Below are 21,177 nucleotides of genomic sequence, written 5' to 3' on the forward strand. Positions count from 1 at the left end.
AAACATCAATAACGAACGACCCGTGGAGAATGTTTGATGAATCGTCCTGATGCCGATAGCGGCGCGAGAGTCATCGTGCCGGAGAACCTGTCGCGGCGCGACTGGTTGCGAAAGACCGTGTGGACCGCGGGGGCGGCGGCACTTGGCGGGGCATCGTTGGACCTTGCCGGACTGCCTGCGCGTGCTGATGACGGCAAGTTGAAACAATTGAAGTTGTCGTGGAATGCCGGATCGATTTGTACCGCGCCGGTACCGGTGGCGGTCAAGCAGGGCTTCTTTGCCAAGCGCGGCCTGGACGTTGAGCTGATCAACTTTGCTGGCTCGACGGACCAGTTGCTTGAGGCCATTGCAACCGGCAAGTCGGATGCTGGGGTGGGCATGGCGCTGCGCTGGATCAAGCCGCTGGAACAGGGTTTCGATGTCAAGCTCACTGCCGGGATTCACGGCGGCTGCATGCGTTTGCTTGCCACGCGCAGTTCGGGAATTGTCGATTTGCAGGGTTTGCGCGGGAAGACGATTGGTGTCAGCGACATGGCGAGTCCCACCAAGAATTTCTTCGCGGTTGTGTTCAAGAAGCTTGGCATTGATCCGGACAGTCAGGTTCAGTGGAGGCAGTATCCGGCCAACCTGTTGGGTGAGGCATTGAAGAAGGGTGAGGTCCACGCCATTGCGGATGGAGATCCGACAATCTGGATGCTGCGGGAGTCGGATCATCTGTATGAAGTGTCGAATAATTTGTGCGGTGAGTATCAAACGCGTGTGTGTTGCGTGCTTGGCGTGCGTGGGTCGCTGGTGAGGAAGGATCGTGCGGCGGCTCAGGGATTGACACAGGCTTTGCTCGATGCAACGGAATGGACGGCGAATCATCCGGCGGACGCGGCGGCGATCTTTGCGCAGTATGCGCCGCAAGCGGATGTGGCGCAGTTGACCGCCATGCTCAAGAGTCATACGGATCATCATCATCCGACGGGGGATGCGTTTAAGAAGGAAATTGCGTTGTACGCGGACGATTTGAAGACGGTGGGTGTGTTGAACAGCGGGACGGATTCGAGCCACTTTGCTAATCGGGTGTTTTCTGATGTTCTGGTGTAATTTCGCTCGCGCCGGTGGGCGGGGGGTGGGGGAGGTGGTTGGTCGGTGCGGGGTTCTTGCGTTAGCGGTCGGGGTCTATGCCGGGTTGCTGCTTTCCAGGTCTTCGCGGGTTTAGAGTTAGCTGATTTCTTTATCACTATTAGCCACTGCGCGTGGCGGCGCGTCATTTCTTTGTCCAAAGCGACAAAGAAACGAAGCAAAGAAAACGCTTTTAACAGCTCTACCCTAAGTGTCCACAGCGTGCAGTTTTGATTCATAGGTGCCCCAAAAGCACGGTGCTCGCAAGAGCTTAGGATGTGTGAAACCCTCCTTCTCGCGAATCCTGACAGTAAAACGCTTCGCCCCGTACGCTCTCGGGCAAGCACCCGTGCCCCACGGACCGGCACGGCCTCACGCGTACTCATGGATGCGCTCTCCCAGACCGCGACACGTCACCGCCCGCGCTCTCGGGCAAACACGATTTGCCATGGGACCTACACGACCTCACGTGCATCCAATGCTTCGGTTCTTCGTGGACCAACTGCCTGATCCGCGCAGTCATATTCGTGACTTACAGCCTGTGTACCACGGCGTCAGTTTTGGCGAGCCAGCTAGTGGGCTGTCCTTATTTCGTTGGTTACGGCCTCATGCGATTTGGTGGCTTTGTTTCGAGGAGGGTTGGCTAGGTGGTTCGGTGTGCGTACAAATTCGGTGATTGGTTTTCCGCGGATAGCGCGGGGCGCCCCTTGGGCAGGTTCAGTCAATGGTGCTTGCCCGAGAGCGTACGGGGCGAAGCGTTTTACTGTCAGGATTCGCGAGAAGGAGGGGTTCAAACATCCTTCGCTCTGGCGAGCACCGTGCTTTTGGGGCACCCATGAAATGGAACTGCACGCTGTGGACACTTAGGGGAGAGCGGTGAAAGCGTTTTCTTTGCTTCGTTTCTTTGTCGCTTTGGACAAAGAAATGACGCGCCGCCACGCGCAGTGGCTAATAGTGATAAAGAAAACAGCTAACACCGAACGCGCAAAGACCTGGAAAGCAGCACCCCGGCATAGACCCAGCCCCGCTAACGCCAGAACCTAGCAATCCAGCACTAACCCAACCACTCCACCCCAAACCCTCCCGTCCACCGCCACGAGCGAACCTAGGCGGGCGCAAGCGAACTACACCAGTGCGAACGAACCACCCACCACCCTACTCAAAGCCCGAACCAAGGGCTCAAACAACTCCGCCGATGTATTCCCATACCCGAGCACAAGACCGTTATCCCCAGCCATAGGCTGCAGCGCAAAACTTGACAACGGCGTGGGCGCCATACCATGCTGCCGCGCCGCATCGGCGATCTCCTTGTCCGGATAACACGCCGGCAACCGTACCGTTAAATGCAAACCGCAATACCCGCCTTCAATCACATGCGTCACCGGCATGTGCCGCGTCAAGGCATCTCTCAACGCATGCTGCCGGTCACGATACAAACGCCGCATACGCCCCAAGTGCCGACTAAACTGACCACTTTCAATAAACTCCGCCAACGCAAGTTGCTCATATCGATGACCACCTCGCAACATGTCGTCCAGCGGCGCGCGCATCTGCGCGACCAAAGTCTCCGGCAGCACAAGAAACCCCAGTCGCAACGACGGAAACATCGTCTTGCTGAACGTACCCACATACAGCACCGGCGCCTGTGCCACTAAACCCTGCATCGCACCAATCGGCTCGCCCGCGTGGCGGAATTCACTGTCGTAATCATCCTCGATAATCCACGCGCCATGCTGCTGCGCCTTCGCGATCAGCTCAAGCCGACGCGCAACGGTCAGCACCGCGCCCGCCGGATATTGGTGCGAAGGCGTCGTGTAGATCAACCGTGGCGGCTGCGACTTCCAGTCGCTTTCGTGAGCGATCAGACCATCGGCGTCAACGCGCATCGGCACCATGCGCAGGTCGCCCGCACGCATCGCCGCCTTCGCTCCCCGATAACCCGGGTCTTCGATCCAGGCCGTATCGCCGGCATTGGTCAACAAGCGCACGCACAGCGACAGCGCCTCTTGCGCGCCCTCGGTAATCACAACCTGAGCCGGCTCACATCGCACGCCCCGCGCTAAACCCAAGTGCCGCGAAATCGATGCGCGCAACGCCGGCTCACCCAAAGGATCGCCGTAACCAAGCGCCGATGGCCCCGCGTTTCGAATCGCACGATCGATCGCACGGCGCCAAGCAGCCAGCGGAAAATGCGACAAGGCCGGCACACCCGGGCGCAATGCGGCGCTCCAGTCGGACGGCGGCGCGGCAGCCTGAATGCGCGTCAGCCGCTGCGCAATGGCGGGCGCCGGCGGCGCAGCGCGCTTGCCTTGCAGCGGCGCCGGACGCGACAACGTGGCTACCCGCGTACCTTGCCGGTCTGGTTGCACATACCCCTCCGCCGCCAGCAGGTCGTACGCGGCAGTCACGGTGTTGCGGGAGATCGCCAACGACTCCGCCAGCGCGCGCGAACCCGGCAGACGGCTCCCTGGCGCGAGATGGCCGCGAAGAATGGCTTCCTTGAATCGATGATGCAACTGGCGTTGCATAGGCGCCGCGCCAGGACCTTTGGCGAGCGGCGCCTCAAGCGGAGTTTGCGGCACAGGCGACGAAGCGGCGGTTGTCATAGGCGCATCAGGAAAATTGCGAAAGCCACGAACGTGGAGCCATGAAAAATAGGGAATGTGGCACTTTTTAAGGTTCCATGATTCGCGTACGTTAGCACATGCTTCGCCTGCGTTTAAGCTCCTGTTTTACGATTGCCACCCTGTCGCCCAAGGAACCGTTATGCCCAGCACCTTGAATCAGTATCAGCAACCCATCGGCGAATCCTTGCCCCACTGGACGGCGCGCGTGCACCCGCCGCGCAACGCTATCGAAGGCCAATATTGCCGGCTTGAGCCGCTCGAACCGCACCACGCAGCCGATCTGTTTACTGCCTTCAATCAAGCTCCGGATGGCCGTGACTGGACCTACATGCCGGTAGGCCCGTTCGACGATGCAGCGAGCTATCTCGAGTACGTCGAACGCGCCGCGGTCAGTCCTGATCCCCAGCACTATGCAGTCATCGACCTGAAGCGGGGAACCGCGATCGGCACGCTGTCGCTGATGCGGATCGACCGGGCGAATGGGGTTATCGAAGTCGGCAACGTGGCGTTCTCGCCGCTGCTCAAACGCACGCCGATCTCGACAGAAGCCCAGTTCCTGTTAATGAAACATGCGTTCGATGAACTCGGCTATCGCCGCTACGAATGGAAGTGCGACGCGTTGAACGCGCCTTCGCGCCAAGCGGCTGCGCGGCTGGGTTTTCAGTTCGAAGGCATCTTCCGGCAGGCCGTGCTCTACAAGGGACGCACACGCGATACCGCGTGGTTTTCAATCATCGACAGCGAATGGCCCGCAGTGCGCGCGGCGTTCGAACTCTGGCTCGCGCCCGAGAATTTCGATGCCGAAGGCGGGCAGCGCAAGTCGTTGACCGACCTGCGCGCTCAGCTAACCAAAGCAGCTTAAGCCCCGTTTTTCTACTGCGGCTTTTGCGGGTTTCCGTTTGTAATCTTTGTTGGTATTGTGCGCGGTGACTTGGCGGCCTGCTCGAGACGGGACGCCAGGTCACTGCTGCACGAGCGTTCTCACGCCTTTCGCACGTCTCTCACAGGTTCCTCGCAGGTTCCACGCAGTTTCCATCTACTCAGCAACGGACATTCAAACAATGAAATTCGATCGTCTAGCCCAGTCGCTTCTTGCGGCGGCGCTCGCCATTTGCTATGCCGGCGCGCAGGCCGCTTCGCAAGCCCCGGTAGCCGCCGAGAACGGCATGGTCGTTACTGCCCAGCATCTCGCCACGCGCATTGGCGTCGACGTGCTCAAGGACGGCGGTAACGCAATCGATGCGGCCGTCGCTGTCGGCTACGCCCTCGCGGTGGTCTACCCGGCGGCCGGCAACATTGGCGGCGGCGGTTTCATGACGATCCAGCTCGCCGATGGCCGCCGGACCTTCCTCGATTTTCGCGAAAAAGCGCCGCTGGCCGCCACCGCGAACATGTACCTGGATAAGGACGGCAACGTCATCCCGAACCTGAGCACGAAGGGTTATCTGGCCGTCGGCGTGCCGGGCACGGTGTCCGGCATGGAAATGGCGCTGACGAAATACGGCACCATGAAGCGCGCCGATGTCATCGCACCGGCCATCAAATATGCTCAAGAGGGCTTCGTGCTCGACCAGGGCGACGTCGATATCCTCGGGACCGCAACGGACGACTTCAAGAAGGATCCGCAGGGCTCCGGCGCGATCTTCCTGAACCACGGCGAACCGTACCAGGTCGGCCAGCGGCTCGTGCAACGAGACCTCGCGAAGACCTTGCGCGAGATCAGCGCCAAGGGTCCGGACGGCTTCTACAAGGGCTGGGTCGCCAATGCGCTCGTCTCGTCGACGCAAGCCGGCAAGGGCATCATCACGCAGGCCGATCTCGACCAGTACAAGACGCGCGAACTCGCGCCGGTCGAGTGCGATTATCGTGGTTACCACGTGGTCTCGGCGCCGCCGCCGAGCTCGGGCGGCGTCGCTATCTGCGAGATCATGAATATCCTCGAAGGCTATCCGATGCAAAGCCTCGGCTTCCGTTCAGCCCAGGCCATGCAGTATCAGATCGAGGCCATGCGTCATGCTTATGTGGACCGCAACAGCTATCTGGGCGACCCTGATTTCGTGAAGAATCCGCTGGACCGTCTGCTCGACAAGAACTACGCGGCCAAGATCCGCGAAGCAATCAATCCGAACAAGGCGGGAGTCTCGCAGGAGATCAAGCCGGGTGTCGCGCCGCATGAAGGCACCAACACGACCCATTATTCGATCGTCGATAAATGGGGCAACGCGGTGTCGGTGACCTATACGCTGAACGACTGGTTCGGCTCGGGCGTGATGGCAAACAAGACGGGTGTGATGCTCAACGACGAGATGGATGACTTCACGTCGAAGATCGGCGTGCCGAACATGTACGGGCTGGTGCAGGGTGAGGCCAACGCAATTGGACCGGGGCGTCGTCCGTTGTCGTCCATGAGCCCGACGATCGTCACGAAGGACGGCAAGACCGTGATGGTGGTCGGCACGCCGGGCGGCAGCCGCATCATTACTGCGACGCTGCTGACCATGCTTAACGTGATCGACTATGGGATGAACATTCAAGAGGCTGTCGATGCGCCGCGATTCCATCAGCAATGGCTGCCGGAAACGACGAATCTCGAGCGCTTCACGCTGAGCCCGGATACGCAGAAGATCCTCGAAGGATGGGGTCAGAAGTTCTCGGGTCCGCAACCGGCCAATCACGTTGCGGCAATCCTGGTGGGCGCGCCGTCGCTGGGCGGCAAGCCGGTCGGCAAGAATCGCTTCTATGGCGCGAACGATCCGCGTCGTAACTCCGGACTCGCGCTCGGATATTGATTTGATGTGATGTAGCGGAAGCCGTGCCGGTGGATGTTTGATCAACGCGGCATGGTTCAAGCCTGAAGGCGTCGCGACTACCGGTCGCGACGCCTTTTTACTTCTTGCGTCACTCGCTGCTGGTCCACTCCACGTCTGCGCCGACCGAGCGCAAGTTTTCCACGAAGCGCGGATGTGCACGGCGGATCGGCAGTGCGTTGATGATCTCCGAACGCCCCTTGATGCTCGCCGCGACCATCAGCAACGCAATCGCCACGCGGATGATGTACGGGCTCTCCACTTTCGCGGGACTCAAGGGCAGGCCGCCGAACGTGATCAACCGATGCGGGTCCGACAGGAACACGTGCGCGCCAAATTTCGATAGTTCCGTCGACCAGCCCATGGCGCCGTCGTAGACCTTGTTCCAGAACATCGCGCTGCCTTCGGCTTTCACGCCGAGCGCAATGAAGATGGGCAGCAAATCGACCGGCAGATACGGCCAGGGCGCAGCTTCCACCTTGGTGAGGATGTTCTGCGTGAACGGCCGGCGCACGCGCAATGGCCCGTCCTGGAATGCACGCGACCAGCCGTCCTTATGTTCCACGTTCACACCGAATTTCGCGAAGGTCCGGTCGATCAGCGGGAACTGGTCGGGCGCAGTATTCCTCACCGCGATGTCGCCGCCCGTGATCGCGCCGAGCGCGAGGAAGGTCGCAATCTCGTGGAAGTCCTCGCTGAACCGAAACTCTCCGCCACTGAGCTTGCGGCCGCCCGTGATGCCAGTCACGCTCAAACGCGATGTGCCAATGCCTTCGATGGGCACGCCAAGCATCGCAAGGAAACGGCAAAACTCCTGCACGTGCGGTTCCGATGCCGCGTTGACCAGCGTCGACGTACCGTTCGCCGCGGCCGCGCAGAGCGCGAAGTTCTCGGTGGTGGTGACCGAGGCATAGTCCAGCCAGTGATGATTCGCGGTCATCTGCCTGGCGCTTCGCACGATCAGCGAGTCGGTCGTGCGCTCGACCTGTGCGCCAAAACGCTCGAATACCTCCACATGCGGATCGATTTCGCGAACGCCCAGCGTGCAGCCCTTGACGTCGTTTTCCAGTCGCGCCACGCCGAAGCGCGCAAGCAAAGGCGGCACGAGCATGATGGAAGATCGCATCTCTTCGGGCAAATGATGCGCGACGGGATCGAAGGTGGTTGCGTGATGATGCAGGTTGAGAATGCCGGTGGAGAAGTCCATCGACACGTTGCTGCCCAGCGTACGGAAAATCTCGAGGATCTTTTTGACGTCGGTGATTTCGGGGACGCCGATAAGTCGCAGGGGCTGGTCAGTCAGCAGCGTGGCGCAAAGGATGGGGAGGACAGCATTTTTATTGGCGGACGGCGTGATTTCCCCGCGTAGGGGGACGCCGCCATGCACGATCAGATTCGACATGTTCGCTAGAGGCTCGTGGAAGAAGCGAGGGGACAATGATGCCACCGTGTGATGCACAAGGGCGAGATGTTGAGACTAATTTTGGCAAGGGGCAAGGGGTCGTATCAACTGCGCAACGTGGAACGCATGCGCTAACCGGGCTTAACCAGATTCCGGCGCTCATGCCGATTGCGCAGCAGACCGGCAGCCACCGCGCCGATCACCAGCGACGCGTACAGCATCAGGAGATCACGACGCCAGTCATCCAGCGCGTCCCGATGTGCCATCAGTTTTGGATCAGCGGCGGGAAGATGGGCGTTGGCCGCTTCCACTGTCCGCGTCATGCGCATGAAGCCGGCCGCCGATAGCAGCGGCAACCCGATGAGCAACGCCAGCAACGCGGGCCTTGAGCGGCGCATGAAATCGTGATGGCGATAACGTAGCCAGAGTCCGAGACATCCATGCACCCAGCCCGGCGCGAGCAACGCAAGTTGCAAACCCTGTGTGCCGCTCGAAATCAGGGAAATCACTATTTTTTCGTAGTCTGGTTCGAAGCCGTAAAGCGAGGCGGCGAGGCGCGTTCCCACTGCATGGCGGATCAACAGCAGAGGCAGGCTGAGTCCTGCCCAAAGTCGAATCCATTCGGCGACGGGCAGCACCCAGTGACGACGTCCGTAGAGTGTGCGCAAGGCCAGCGAGAAATGCAGCGCGGCGGAGCCGTAGAGCAGGATCGTACCGGGCAGGCTGTGCCAGAGCGTGATGGCGAGCATCAGACCGCGTCCCGCCAGATCAAGCGACCAGATGCCAAGCGCATGGTTGACGAGATGGAGGAACAAGTAGGTTAGGAGCACCACGCCCGACCCGAGTTGCAGATGACGCGAAATCGGTTGCATCGCCATTCCCTTAGACCTCGGACGTGAATGGGTACGTTGTACACAATCGTTATTCCATGCGCAACCGCGTCCATAAGACGTGTTAACAAGACTGCCCGCCTGCCGGATTTATTCCGCCTGGGACCCGATTGTGGAATACGTCGTGCTCGCTTGAAAGCTATTCACTATGGTCGGCATGCCTAAGCAGATGAGTTGCATGCGCTTCGTGAAATGCTTATCAGCTCGCTGCCAGCAATGTCGTCATGCGGCTACGGGCGAATGCCGGGTCGATCGGGACATCGTCGAAAAGCAGGCGATAAATAAGCGGCGCGACCACGCTATCCATCACGATATCGATATCGGGTGGCGTCTCACCGCGTTCGACCGCCCGGTCCAGGATCATCTGGATCTGCGAGCGCGTAATGGCCGCGCACTGGCAAGCAGGGCTGCGGGCGTCGTTGCTTGCCAGTACATCGCGAGTCATGGCGCGGCCGGGTTCCGACGACATCTCCTCCTGGTATCCCTGCGCCCAGGTTTCCAGATCGCTGCGCAGCGAACCCGTGTCGGCCGGTCCGTTATCCGGATGAAACCGCTGCAGGGCGACATCGGCGAGAAGGCTCGGCAGATCTCCCCAGCGCCGGTAAATGGTGGACGGCGTCACCCCGGCGCGCGCCGCGACCTGCGGCACAGTGATTTCCTCGCGCGCCATTTCGTCCAGCAGCGACCTGACTGCGTGATGCACGGACTCCTGCACTCGCGCGCTGCGTCCACCGGGTCTTAACCCTTCTCGTGTTGCCATTGCCTGTCTTCTCCGCTCCGCGTTGTTCGCTCGTATCGATTAAATTCGTTAAAGCTAAAAAGTTGCATTAACGCAAAACAGCGCGCACAATTCACTAAAGCAATTATTTTGCGTTTATTTTCCGGAGCGTGCAATGGCCGTTAATACCGATCCTCCGTTTCTTCCCGACAGGGCGCGTTACGCGTTGCCGCTTTATGCGTTCATCGCGGCATTGTTCTTCGCCGCGTCCAGCGCGCCGACACCGCTTTACCGGCTGTATCAGGAGGCATGGGGATTCTCATCGGCGACATTGACGCTGGTGTTCAGCGTCTACGCATTCAGCCTGCTGGCCGCGCTGCTGACGACCGGGTCGTTGTCCGATCACATTGGCCGTCGACCGGCGATTATCGGGGGCGTGGCGCTGGAGGTCGTGGCCATGCTGATCTTCGCTAGCGCGCACAGCGTCCAGGTGCTGATCCTCGCACGGGTCCTTCAGGGTTTTGCAACCGGTACGGCCACGAGCGCGCTGGGCGCTGCGATTCTCGATGCAAGCCGTACTCGCGGTTCGCTGGTCAATACGCTTTCGCCGATGTTAGGCATGGGCGTGGGCGCGCTCGGCACGAGCCTGCTGGTCGACTATGCGCCCGCGCCCATGCAGACCGTCTATTTCATGCTGGTCGCGATATTCGTGCTTCAGGCGGTAGGCGTGTGGATGCTGCCGGAGACGGTGAGCCGCAGCCCCGGCACTCTGGCTTCGCTAGTGCCGCGCGTGCGTGTGCCCCGGGCGGCGCGCGCGGCGATGTTGCGCATTGCACCGGTCAACGTCGCGGTATGGGCGCTGGGCGGGTTCTATCTATCGCTAGGGCCGACGCTTGCTCGCGCCGTGACTGGCAACACCGATGTCATGACGGGCGGCTGGGTGGTGTTTGCTTTAACGGTTGGCGGCTTGGCAGCGGTGCTGCTGTTGCGCGCGTTGAGCGCGCCCCGGTTGCTGATGACAGGCGCGGTTGTCCTCGCGGCCGGATTGTTAGTGACGCTAACGGGCGTGCATGCGGGGAATGCGGCGATCTTTTTCGCCGGGACTGCCCTGGCCGGCATGGGTTTTGGGTCGGCGTTTCAAGGCGCATTGCGCTCGGTCTTACCGCTCGCTGAAGCGCACGAACGCGCGGGGCTGATGGCTGCGTTTTACGTGCTGAGTTATCTCGCGTTCAGCGTGCCGGCGATTATCGCGGGGACGATGGCCCATGTCGTCGGCTTGCGTCTGACGACCGACGTATACGGCATTACGCTCGTGGCGCTGGCGGGAATGACCGTTGTTGCCAGCGGGTGGGGAAGGGGGCGGCGGATGGTTGGCGGATAGCGGGTACGCCGTGGGCGTTTGCTTATCGAAGGGCAAATAACACGGGATGCGTTATTTGCGCGCGCTTGCCGGGCTGAACCAAAAAGCGAGCGCGCCAACGGTAAGCGGCAGCGCCGTAACAACAAACAACCTGGAGTAGAGGTCAGCACTCGACACGCCCGTCACGCGCCCATGCTCGGCGATCAAGCCAAAGATACTGCTTGCCAGCGCCACGCCCAAAAATACGAGACTATTCAGCAAACCTAAGCCCAGCCCCAACTTGTTCGGCGCAATGATCGACCGCGCCTGCGACATGACCAGCGGGTGAATACAGCCGACCGACAACAACAGGCAGATGGCAGCAACGCTCAGGATCGGGCTTCGTTGCGGCATGAACGCGAGCAAGAGTGCCGAGAGAATGCCGGCCGCTTGCCAGCCAAGTGACAACGATTTGGGAGGCCATCGCCGCACGAAAAATGGAATGCAAAACGATGCGCCTATGCCGGCAATACTCATGACGGTCATCGCATTGCCGCGCGCCATCACGTCGAAGCCGAATACATCGGCTAGATACGGTCCGCCCCACGACGTGCGGAATGTTCCACCCACCGACATCGCCAGGCACACCGGCATCAACGTCCACAAGCCGCTTGTGCGGGCGGGCGTCACGGTCTTTGCGGGCGCTTCTTTATGCAAAGGTTTTTCGTCGCGTCGACGTACGAAGAAGATAACGCCGAGCGTCGCCAGCAGCATCAGCATGGCTGATAACGCCATCACCGGACGCCAGCCAAAGTTGGCTGTTCCCCAGCTTAGCGGGAACGCCGCGAGCAATCCTCCCGCCATGCCGATAGCGCTGGCCGTGGTGATCGACCGTACATCGCGTGGTCCGGCGCCGTGGCGCAGGACGTGGTTGAGCAGTCCCATGAAAACGGGCGCGCAACCGATCCCGATTCCGGCCTGCGCGATGATGGCGAGACGCGGGTCGGTCGTGACCGAGATGACGCCGGCGCTCAGCGTGCCCACGCTCATCAGGACTGCCGTGGGATAACGCACGCCGTACCGGTCGAACATGAACCCGACAGGAATTTGTGCTGCGGCGAAGACGAGAAAAAACGCGCCGGAGAACCAGCCGAACATTTGCGGAGTGAAATGAAAATCCGCGATGAGCTGTGTCGAAATCACGGCCACATAGCTGCGGAAAAACTGGCTTAGTACATAGCTGAACGTTAAGGCCCACAAACCGTAATCGGTTGAACGCTCGGAGGTGGGGACAAGCGGAGTGCCTGAAATTTCGGTCATCGACTCAACGTGAAAGCGATTTCTTATGCGTGGTGAATGTTGTATTCGTTGTGCTCGCCAGAGTGACGACAGCGCCGCCGTCTTTGACAAGCTCGCGTGGCGTCAATCCGAGCAGCCGGTTCATCCAGTGCGCCATATGGCTCTGATGGGAAAAACCCGTTTCAAGCGCCACCTGGCTGGTGCTGAGCTTGCCTTGCAACAGGAGTGCTTTTGCGCGTTCGACGCGACGCTGCACGACGTATCGATGCACCGGCATGCCAAGCGTCTCGCGAAACAGCACTTTGAAATGCGGCACGCTAAGTTGGGCCAACGCGGCGAGTTCGTCAAGCGTCAGGCGCTGGTCCAGATTACTTTCAATAAAGTCGATCACATTGGTAGCCGTTCGCGGCGCCAAGGTGCGCCGGCGCCCCTCAAGCGTGGCGATGGCACCATCGGCGCTATTGCCCGCTAGCCGGATCACCATCGCTGTACACAGGCTTTCTGCAAAGAGCGAATCGGACGCATCGCCGGCTTCGAGTTCTGCTTGCAGCGCCCACGCCAGATGTTGAAAACGCGCGTCGCGCATCTGGAGTTGCGGACGAATCGCGCTTGCACCGGATGTCAATTCGAGTTGCTCGAGCGTCTTCTGCGTGAACGATTCGCTGATCCAGATGCTGAGGATCGTGCAGTCCGATTCATCGGTCCATTGGCCTTCGAGTCCTGCGGGAATGACGTCGGCATCGCCGTGCGCCTGAACGCGTGCATAGCGGCGTTGCTCGCACAGGCAGCGCGCCATGACCGGCGCGCCGACATGCACGCCAACGCGGTGATGCGGCATGGCCGGAATCCGGTGCGTGCCCGCCGATATTCCCAGCAGCGCCGCACCAAAACCCTTCCACCCGCGACCGCTGCTGGAGCGCAAATTGACGCGGGAGCCCGAAAGCGGCATAGGCATAGGCGAAGGCAACGGCAATGGTGTCACGGCATTCATGGCAGGTCCTCGCAGAGGTTGGCAAGCGAGCATTGTGCGGGGTTTTTCGTCAATTTGCTCGACGTCGTGATGAAGCGGCATCTTGCGCTCGGCCATTTTGCGGCGGCGCCGCAATCAATCATCCGTATCTGCGCATGCTGATCTTTCCCTGCGCGCCCGGAACGCTCAACCTCCCTACGATGACCTCATCGAGACCAACAAGGAGTTGAACGTGTTCGTCATATTCGGAGCATCGGGCAAGGTAGGGCGCGTGAGCGCGGCATCGCTTCGCACGGAAGGCCATGCGGTCCGAGCCGTGGTTCGCAATGAAGCTCAAGGCGAGCGGCTTGGGCGCATCGGTTGCGAGATCGTGCTTGCCGATCTGCTGAACCCGGCATCGGTGGCAAGAGCCATAGAAGGCGCGGATGCGGTACAGGTTCTGTGTCCACTCCCGGCAGGCGATGCACATCCCGGCAGCACGATGCATCGCATGATCGACGTTGTAGCGAATGCCTTGCGCGCCAATCCACCGTCTCATGTGTTGGCGCTGTCCGACTATGGCGCGGAACTTGACCACGGTACAGGCATCACATTGCTATTTCATGCGCTGGAAAAGCAGTTGCGAACATCGGTTCAAAACCTGACATTGTTGCGCGCAGCGGAGCATATGCAGAACTGGGCACGCGTGATACCGGCCGCGCCGGCAACGGGGAAGTTGCCGAGCCTGCATCGTCCATTGACCAAGCGCTTTCCAGCCGTGGCGGCGCAGGACGTGGGGCTGCTCGCGGCAGAACTGCTGGTGGGGACGCCACGCGGGGTAGTGAGCATTGAAGGTCCGCGACGCGTCTGTGCGCTCGATGTCGCCCGCGCGCTAAGCGAGGTGACCCGGCGTGAGATCAGCGCGCACGAAGTACCACGCAATGATTGGCCGGCGATGCTGCTGCGCGCCGGTCTTGGCGCCGGCCATGCACAGCTCATCATGGATCTCTACGATACGCACAACGCGGGCCGCATCGACGTGGAAGAGGGAATTGGCGAGCGGCGTTTCGGGACGACCGAACTCAGCGATGTCCTGGCTGCGCTGCTCCCGGACACCGCAGCGGCGGCTGGCTAAATGAGCCGGCCGACACTGAAGAAAGCGATGCATTCACCTACCAGATCCGAAACTCACCCGCGCCGCATTACGCGTGCGTGGCTAGCGGTCATCATCGGCGTTGCCGGGCTGGTTGGCGGGTATCAGTTTCAGCGCATGTTAAGCGCTCTGCCTGACAGCAATGAAGACTTCATTTTCTTCTGAATACATGCAACTCCCGCGCCGCTCTCACAGGTCCAGCACCACCGCCGACTCTTCTCCCGACCCCATCCTCGCGGGGATTGCGCTGCATATCAACGCATGTCCCTCCGGGATCGCTCCCTCGCATGGCACGGGATAGGTCACGTCCCCCGACACCACGCGCGTCGCGCACGTACCGCACACGCCGGACCGGCAATTCGACGCGACCGGCACGCCATTCGCCTCTGCAAAATCCAGCAAGCTTCCGTCTTCCGGGGACCACCGCGCGTCGCGCTGCGTACGCATGAACACCACCTTCGATGACCGCTCCAGATCGCGTGGCGCAACGGCCTTCGTCACGGTCAATGCCGCCTCAGCGCTTTGTGTCCGCGTGACACTCGCCGGTCCGAACGCTTCGAAGCGAATCCGGTCATCGGCCACGTTGAGTGCACGCAAGCCGGTGTACATATCCTGCATGAACGCGCCGGGACCGCAGAGGTAAAAGTCGTAGTCACCAAACGGCAACACGCTCTTGAGATAGGCAATATCAACACGGCCCACGGAACCTGCATCGGCCTGACTGTCGCGCAGATGCACCGAGAGGTCCGAGTGTAATTGCTCAGCAGCCCTGAGTTCTTCTGCGAACGGGTGTTCGTTGGATCGGCGAGCACCGTGGATAAAATAAATGTGCTCGGGCTGCGCACGCCCGCTCTTATCGGTAAGCAAGCTATTAAGCATGGCGACCATCGGCGTAATGCCAATGCCTGCAGACAGCAGGACCACTGCGCGGCCGCTCGACCGATCGAGTACGAACGCGCCGCCCGGCGCCTTGGCCTCGATCTCCATGCCCGCCTTGATGTTCTCATGCAGCCATGTCGATGCCGTACCCTCGCGCTTTACCGTGATCCGATACAGCGAGCTTTGGTGGGCATCGGAGAGCGTATAGGTTCTGATCAACGGCGCATCGAGCCCTGGAACGTGCAGGCGGATCGGCAGGAACTGGCCGGGTTCGTATGCAGGAAGCGCTGAGCCGTCAGCGGCCTGAAAATAGAACGACCGCACGCCGGCCGCTTCGTCGCTGACCTTGGAGACCGTTAACCTGCTCCATGCGTTCCTGGCTGCTTGCGTGCTCTCGGGCGCTTTCCAGCTACCCAGTTTCGCAAGTTGCGGTGCGTATTCCACACCTGACCAGCGCATGGGCAACGCATGCGGCGTGCGACGGACTTCACGCACATGCCAGCGAATCAGGCGCTCGGCGCCGTCGAAGGAATGAAGTTCCGCGCCATCCCAGATGATCTCGGCCACCGCGGCCAGATACAGCAGATCGCCGCTCTCGAAGTCGATCACCAGCAACCCCGCGCGCGGATCGTGCATCAGGTTGCCGATGGTATTGAAAAACAGGTTGCCGCTGAAATCAGGAGTGGTCAGCGTGTTGTCATCGTCGATGCGAATAAACCCCGGCTTGCCGCCACGATGCGACACGTCGGCGCCTCGTCCCAAGCCCGCTTCGTTCGACGTATTCGCGCTGGCGACGAAGAACGTGTCCGCCCGTGCAAGCAGCGCGCGGTCATCAATGCTCAGATGATTCGAAATAAGCGGCGTTTCTGACGCCGCTTCGTCCACATCGAACTGGGCCGGCGTACGGCTCTGGATGTACTTGGCGCAGTTGCCGAAGCTCTGGCTGACGCCAAGCGTGATCGCTTGATCGTCGATGGCGGTAATGACACCGTTCACACGATTGCGCCGCCGCGTGGCGGGTTGGATACCGAGTCCGCCCAACACCGATCCGACCTGCCACGTGGCCTTGAGCGGATCGCCTGCCAGACTCCGTCCAGCAATACGCAACGTGCGTTCATCGGGCGCTGAAATAAAACCCGGCGCGCCGACCCGCAGCGTAGCCCACGGTTGGCCCGTTTCATCGACTCCGCCGAGCACCATGAACGGTTGTTCTGCAAAAAACCGGCGATGCTGCTCGGGCATGTAATCGCGAATCCCGCGACGCGCATCGACGTCCATTCTCTCGCGCACGCCTGCACGTTCCTGCGCGGCGAGTTCCCCGGCATGAAAAGGCGATTCCACGGCACGCCAGCCCGAAGGCGGTGCGGCAACACGAGTGGGTGCAAGAGAGGACATGATGTTCCCGGTATCAGAGAAGTGTATGCCGTGCGGAAGATAAGTGCGCGCGGGAGTTAAGCGGCTTATGTGAGTTACGCGGTCTCGGCGAGCAGGCCAGCCTTGGTCGCGGGCATCGCGATGAAACGCGGCAACGCCTCGACGCGTTTCAGCCACGCGCGCAAATGCGGGTACGGTTCGAGCGAGATGCCGCCTTCGGGCGCGTGAGCGATGTACGTATAAACAGCAATGTCCGCGATGGTCGGCGTTTGTCCCACGGCGAACGGTTTGTCGCGAAACTCGGGATCGATGATCTCGAAGAGGTCTTCTGCCATCTTCTTGGCGGTCGCATAGTCCTTCGGCGCGCCGAATACCGTGACCAGTCGCGCGGCACAGGGACCGTACGCAATCTTTCCTGCTGCCAGCGACAACCAGCGTTGCACCGCCGCCGCGCCGGCCGGATCCTCCGGCAACCACGGCGCATCGCCGTATTTGCGCGCGAGGTAGACCAGGATCGCGTTGGAATCGGACAGCACAACATCGCCGTCCTCGATCACCGGTACTTCGCCGAACGGATTAAGTGCCAGATGCGCCGGCTTGCGGTTATCGCCGGCTTTCATGTTGAGTTCGATGGTGGTGAAAGGCAGGTCGAGCAATGTCAGGAACAGCTTCGCCCGATGTCCATGGCCAGAAAGCAATGTGGTGTGGAGACGTATGGGCTGAAGGGGTTTGGGCGGCGTGGGCATGATCGACTCTGTAAAGGTTTGAACCGGGTTTTCAATGAAGCCAGCATAAAGCGCCGCATTGAACATGAGAAGACGGATAATGCTGGTTACACAATCCTCTTTAAGTGGACAATCCATGACTAGCCTGAGCGCTGTGAACCTCAACCGGCTGGTGGTTTTCGCGGCGGTGGTGGAGGCAGGTTCGCTGACGGCCGCGGCCGACCGTCTCGGCATAGCGAAGACCATGGTGAGTACGCACATGCAGCGTCTGGAGGCGGAGGTCGGGGCGACCTTGCTCATGCGTACCACGCGCCGGGTTAGCGTGACCGAGGCGGGCAGGACGTTCTACGAAGCGAGCCGGCAGATCCTCAGCGCCACCGAAGAAGCCATCTCAGCGCTGGCGCAGGAGTCCGGCGTGCTGCGGGGAACGTTGCGCGTGGCGACGCCTATCGACTATGGCGCAAGCGTGATCGCGCCCGTACTCGTCGGGCTGCAGCAAGACCATCCGGAACTCAGGATTGAACTGGTATCGGCGGACCGGCAGGTGGATCTGGTCGCCGAATCAGTCGATGTCGCGATCCGGCTCGGGCGGCTGGCGGACTCGAGTCATCGCGCAGTGAAGATCGGCGGCTTCGTGAAATGGCTCGTCGCGAGTCCCGCGTTTATCGCGCAATGGGGCAAGCCGACCACGCTAGAAGCAGTCGTGAAATTGCCGTTCGTCGCTATGTCCGCTTTGCAGAAGCCGTTGGTCGTACCGCTCGAAAGCACGCGCGGCGGCAAGCGGACCGTGCGCTTCAGTCCCGGATTTTTCGCCGACACCGCGCCGACCTGTCGCGCGGCAGCATTGGCCGGCGGCGGCGTGGCTTACCTGACGGATTTCTCGATTGGGGAGGACGTTGAAGCGGGACGGCTGGTGCGCTTGCTGCCGGCGTGGTCATCGCCGCCCGCGGGTATTCACGCCATCTTTCCTTCGGCACGTTATCCCGTGCCGAAGGTGCGTGTGTTTATCGATGCACTGAAAGCGCATCTGGAGACGTGAGCTTAAGTGGATGCCGGTCCCGGTCCCGGGCCCGCCCCGATCTGCCAGACGTAAATGGGTTCTTTCCGGTTGATCGACCAGTCGCCAACAAGTTTGGCTTTGTACACGATCGGGTTATGCGACGAGACCGCGCGCGCATTGCGCCAATGGCGATCAAGCGCCTTGCCGCCACCAATAGCCGATGCACCCAGCGCATCGAATAAATGGGTCGAGGCGCGCAACGCAAGTTCTGTCGCCACGATCTGTCCTTTCGCCGACTCTATTTCGGCTTCAATGTTGAAGCGCTTTTCGGCATCGACGTCATCGGCAAAACGCGCCTCATACGCTCGCTGCGCCGGCTCCGTTGCGCGCAACGCGATCGCTTCCGCGGCATAGGCCCAGGCCGCGATTTCTCCAACCACTTGCTGAATCTGAACGTCCTGGCTGACATGCGGCGCATTGCCGTGGCTATAGATACGCTTGCGTGCGCGCACTTCCGCCGCTGCATCGAGTTCAGCCGCCCGGGCAATGCCGGCCAGCGTCGCAAGATGGAACAGTTGATAGAACGCGGTCTGATATTTAAAGCGCCGCGCGAAGTCGACAACATGACCCGGTTCGACCACCGCGTCCTTGAACACCGTGGTGCCGCTGCCCGTGGTGCGCTGGCCGAAACCATCCCAGTCGTCGCTTAGCGTCACGCCCGGCTGCTTCGCGGCCACCGCGACAATGACGTCGCTATTGTCTTCAGCGCGCTGCGCATAGACGTCGATCCAGTCCGCGAAAATGCTGCCGGTGCTGTAGTACTTCTCGCCGTTCAAGACCCAGCGGCCGCCTTGTTTCGATACTTGCGTGTTGACGCTGCCCAGTACAACGTTGCCGACTTCCGTCCACGCATTGCCGAACAGGTCGCCGCGCACGAAACGTGCAAACCACTGATCGCGTTCGGCGCCTGGCGGCGCGTTGACCACGTCCTCGACGAAAGCAAAGTGGCCACGCAACGCTTGCGGGAGATTCGAATCGGCAGCGCCAAGCTCGATCAGCAAACGAAACAATTGCTTGATGGAGACACCGGCGCCGCCATGCGATACAGGCACGCGCAGCGCGCCGAACCCCGCTTGCTTAAGCTCCGCAATCTGATCGTAGGGCAAGGTCCTGAGCTGGTCGCGTTCGACCGCACCTGCGGCAATGTATTCGAAAATGGGCCTGAAGCGGCTGGCGACACTTTCGTAATCCGCTCCAACCGATAACGCGACAGGCGGCAATTGTGTCATGTCGAAAATCCTTGGGTGTTGTTGATAACGAGGCGAACGGCGGCCTAACACGCTGATTCGAGCGCGAAGGTCTTCAAATCTAGCCGATCGACTCCGCGCGCGTTAGATCGTTTTCCGCAATGTTTATCGGCTTGGTATTTATCGCGGCCGATGGATAGTTGCATTGCGTTGATATCGCTGTTGCAGCGTCGATTTTCTTTGCCGCTTCGCAAATAGTTTCACTAGCTGATTTGATAAGTAATCCTGTATATATCAACGTTTCTTGGTTCACTGCCTTACTGCGGCGGAACCAGTTTCAACGGTTGATGCAGACCCCGTGCGGGGCATGCCGCGACGGGGATGTCGAGTGCTTTTGTCTAGTCGACGCGTCGACATTGCATGCTAGAATCATCTTCAATTAAAACATATATTCCATAATTAAGGAATTAAACATTAGGGATGCCCACTCACTCAAGCGACGCATTGTCGGTGCGATGGCCGACGCGAACGAAGGCAACAGCGGGCGCCGGCGGCAACTGCTGCGCGGGCGCGAAGCGCTGTGATGCTGAAGCCCGCGAATCAACCTTTCAACACTTGAACCTTTCGCAAGACGGTTATCTCTGTAGCGGCGCTCATATTCACTTGGGGGCTGTTGGTCATCATCCAGGAGGCAAGCAATGAGCAAAGTTCGAAATCGAAATCTTGATGTCCATGCATCGCAACCACGACGTGTCTGGCTCAAACGCGTGAGCGCGCTGGCAGCCATGTCGGCCATGGGGTCGCTCTCGATTGCTCGCCCCGCGCAGGCGGCGAGTGCGGCCACCAAAACGAGGACGGGCGTGCCGCTATTCGCGTACGTTGGCACCTATACGCCTAATGGTCTTGGCATCCATCGCTTTCAAGTCGACACGGCCACCGGCAAGCTTGCCCCGCTAGAGCGAATGGCACTTACTTAAGCCTGCAATGGAGGAGAAGACGGTGGTAAGTGCTTGAGGAGAAAGGGAGGCGGCTGATCGATAGATTGATACGATGGTTGTTACCAAGCAAACAGCGTCTCATTCCAAAGATCAGCCACCATGGATCGTAATGCACGCAGTCATCATAGGCAAACACGACGCACCGTTCAGAGCCGTGCGCGCCGCGCACAGGCCGTAGACTACTTCAACATACTGACGAGCCCGCAGCTGCTAGATATAACGGAAGCGTATTTGCCAGAGCATCGAGAACGCCTGTATCCGCCGACGGTGACGCTGTCGATGTTCATGCGTCAGGCGCTGGAAGCGGACGCTTCGTGTCAGAAGGCAGTCAACGGGTGGGCCGCGCAGCGAGCTGCCGACGGGCTGCGGCCCATGAGTGTGCGTACGGGCGGCTACTGCCGCGCTCGCCAGAGACTGCCGCTGACGATGGTGCGGGAGTTGGCGCGTGAGACGGGGCGTCAATTGCACGAGAAGGTCAAGCCGGCCTGGAAGTGGCGCGGGCGCCCAGTCAAGCTGGTTGATGGCACCGGGATCTCGATGCCTGATACGCCGTCGAACCAGGCCCGCTTCCCACAGCCCGGTTCCCAGGCCGAAGGCGTGGGATTTCCGTTAGCCTATCTGGTTGCGGTGATCTGTCTGGCAAGCGGCGCAGTGCTGGAG

Annotated in this window: 18 protein-coding genes; 9 read left to right on the top strand and 9 right to left on the bottom strand. The window is 60.5% G+C overall.

The window, feature by feature from the left end; all coding sequences use genetic code 11:
- The first annotated feature begins 36 nt into the window (after window positions 1–36).
- On the top strand, window positions 37–1,092 hold the full coding sequence (locus ACMX25_RS11470; RefSeq protein ID WP_414949943.1) for an ABC transporter substrate-binding protein: 1,056 nt from the start codon (window positions 37–39) through the stop codon (window positions 1,090–1,092).
- Window positions 1,093–2,234: 1,142 nt separating this feature from the next.
- Here the strand turns inward: ACMX25_RS11470 and pdxR are convergent.
- The gene (gene pdxR / locus ACMX25_RS11475) at window positions 2,235–3,716 is read right to left on the bottom strand and encodes a MocR-like pyridoxine biosynthesis transcription factor PdxR (RefSeq protein WP_414949944.1); all 1,482 of its coding nucleotides are present in this window, start codon (window positions 3,714–3,716) and stop codon (window positions 2,235–2,237) included.
- Between the two features lie 160 nt (window positions 3,717–3,876).
- Between pdxR and ACMX25_RS11480 the strand changes: the two genes are divergently transcribed.
- Together ACMX25_RS11480 and ggt are read left to right on the top strand one after the other, a co-directional pair.
- A complete protein-coding gene (locus ACMX25_RS11480; RefSeq protein WP_414949946.1) occupies window positions 3,877–4,599 on the top strand; it encodes a GNAT family N-acetyltransferase in 723 nt (240 codons plus the stop codon).
- Between the two features lie 304 nt (window positions 4,600–4,903).
- Entirely contained in the window at window positions 4,904–6,526 is a 1,623-nt protein-coding gene (gene ggt / locus ACMX25_RS11485; RefSeq protein ID WP_414949976.1) for a gamma-glutamyltransferase, read from the top strand.
- Between the two features lie 109 nt (window positions 6,527–6,635).
- Here ggt and ACMX25_RS11490 read toward each other — a convergent pair whose 3' ends face one another.
- The 3 genes from ACMX25_RS11490 to ACMX25_RS11500 all read right to left on the bottom strand — a co-directional run bounded on the left by ACMX25_RS11490 (window position 6,636) and on the right by ACMX25_RS11500 (window position 9,596).
- Window positions 6,636–7,946 carry a UDP-N-acetylglucosamine 1-carboxyvinyltransferase gene (locus tag ACMX25_RS11490; RefSeq protein ID WP_414949947.1) on the bottom strand — a complete coding sequence of 437 codons (1,311 nt, stop codon included), beginning with the start codon at window positions 7,944–7,946 and terminating at the stop codon, window positions 6,636–6,638.
- A gap of 131 nt (window positions 7,947–8,077) precedes the next feature.
- Window positions 8,078–8,818: a hypothetical protein gene (locus ACMX25_RS11495; protein WP_414949948.1), complete on the bottom strand. Its 741-nt coding sequence runs from the start codon at window positions 8,816–8,818 to the stop codon at window positions 8,078–8,080.
- 217 nt (window positions 8,819–9,035) lie between these two features.
- On the bottom strand, window positions 9,036–9,596 hold the full coding sequence (locus tag ACMX25_RS11500) for a TetR/AcrR family transcriptional regulator (protein WP_414949949.1): 561 nt from the start codon (window positions 9,594–9,596) through the stop codon (window positions 9,036–9,038).
- A 133-nt stretch (window positions 9,597–9,729) separates the two neighbouring features.
- On the opposite strand from ACMX25_RS11500, the gene ACMX25_RS11505 reads away from it, so the two are divergent.
- On the top strand, window positions 9,730–10,935 hold the full coding sequence (locus ACMX25_RS11505) for an MFS transporter (RefSeq protein WP_414949950.1): 1,206 nt from the start codon (window positions 9,730–9,732) through the stop codon (window positions 10,933–10,935).
- A 51-nt stretch (window positions 10,936–10,986) separates the two neighbouring features.
- On the opposite strand, the gene ACMX25_RS11510 is transcribed toward ACMX25_RS11505, so the two are convergent.
- Together ACMX25_RS11510 and ACMX25_RS11515 are read right to left on the bottom strand one after the other, a co-directional pair.
- A complete protein-coding gene (locus tag ACMX25_RS11510; RefSeq protein ID WP_414949951.1) occupies window positions 10,987–12,213 on the bottom strand; it encodes an MFS transporter in 1,227 nt (408 codons plus the stop codon).
- 4 nt (window positions 12,214–12,217) lie between these two features.
- Window positions 12,218–13,183: a helix-turn-helix domain-containing protein gene (locus ACMX25_RS11515; RefSeq protein WP_414949952.1), complete on the bottom strand. Its 966-nt coding sequence runs from the start codon at window positions 13,181–13,183 to the stop codon at window positions 12,218–12,220.
- Between the two features lie 211 nt (window positions 13,184–13,394).
- Between ACMX25_RS11515 and ACMX25_RS11520 the strand changes: the two genes are divergently transcribed.
- Window positions 13,395–14,276, top strand: a complete 882-nt coding sequence (locus ACMX25_RS11520; protein ID WP_414949953.1) for an NAD(P)H-binding protein — start codon at window positions 13,395–13,397, stop codon at window positions 14,274–14,276.
- 27 nt (window positions 14,277–14,303) lie between these two features.
- Window positions 14,304–14,459, top strand: coding sequence for a hypothetical protein (locus tag ACMX25_RS11525; RefSeq protein ID WP_414949955.1), 156 nt, complete (start codon window positions 14,304–14,306; stop codon window positions 14,457–14,459).
- A gap of 24 nt (window positions 14,460–14,483) precedes the next feature.
- Here the strand turns inward: ACMX25_RS11525 and ACMX25_RS11530 are convergent, their stop codons facing one another.
- Both ACMX25_RS11530 and ACMX25_RS11535 read right to left on the bottom strand, forming a co-directional pair.
- Window positions 14,484–16,568, bottom strand: coding sequence for a 2Fe-2S iron-sulfur cluster-binding protein (locus tag ACMX25_RS11530; protein ID WP_414949957.1), 2,085 nt, complete (start codon window positions 16,566–16,568; stop codon window positions 14,484–14,486).
- Window positions 16,569–16,642: 74 nt separating this feature from the next.
- Window positions 16,643–17,293, bottom strand: a complete 651-nt coding sequence (locus tag ACMX25_RS11535; protein WP_414949958.1) for a glutathione S-transferase family protein — start codon at window positions 17,291–17,293, stop codon at window positions 16,643–16,645.
- A gap of 115 nt (window positions 17,294–17,408) precedes the next feature.
- Between ACMX25_RS11535 and ACMX25_RS11540 the strand changes: the two genes are divergently transcribed.
- Window positions 17,409–18,311, top strand: a complete 903-nt coding sequence (locus tag ACMX25_RS11540; RefSeq protein ID WP_414949959.1) for a LysR family transcriptional regulator — start codon at window positions 17,409–17,411, stop codon at window positions 18,309–18,311.
- A gap of 2 nt (window positions 18,312–18,313) precedes the next feature.
- Here ACMX25_RS11540 and ACMX25_RS11545 read toward each other — a convergent pair whose 3' ends face one another.
- Entirely contained in the window at window positions 18,314–19,561 is a 1,248-nt protein-coding gene (locus ACMX25_RS11545) for an acyl-CoA dehydrogenase family protein (RefSeq protein ID WP_414949960.1), read from the bottom strand.
- A 656-nt stretch (window positions 19,562–20,217) separates the two neighbouring features.
- On the opposite strand from ACMX25_RS11545, the gene ACMX25_RS11550 reads away from it, so the two are divergent.
- Both ACMX25_RS11550 and ACMX25_RS11555 read left to right on the top strand, forming a co-directional pair.
- Window positions 20,218–20,496, top strand: a complete 279-nt coding sequence (locus tag ACMX25_RS11550; RefSeq protein WP_414949961.1) for a hypothetical protein — start codon at window positions 20,218–20,220, stop codon at window positions 20,494–20,496.
- Between the two features lie 120 nt (window positions 20,497–20,616).
- Window positions 20,617–21,177 (top strand): transposase (locus ACMX25_RS11555; RefSeq protein WP_462686292.1); only part of this gene is annotated, 561 nt, incomplete at its 3' end.

It is taken from the genome of Caballeronia eucalypticola, assembly GCF_047608185.1.
Lineage (GTDB): Bacteria > Pseudomonadota > Gammaproteobacteria > Burkholderiales > Burkholderiaceae > Caballeronia.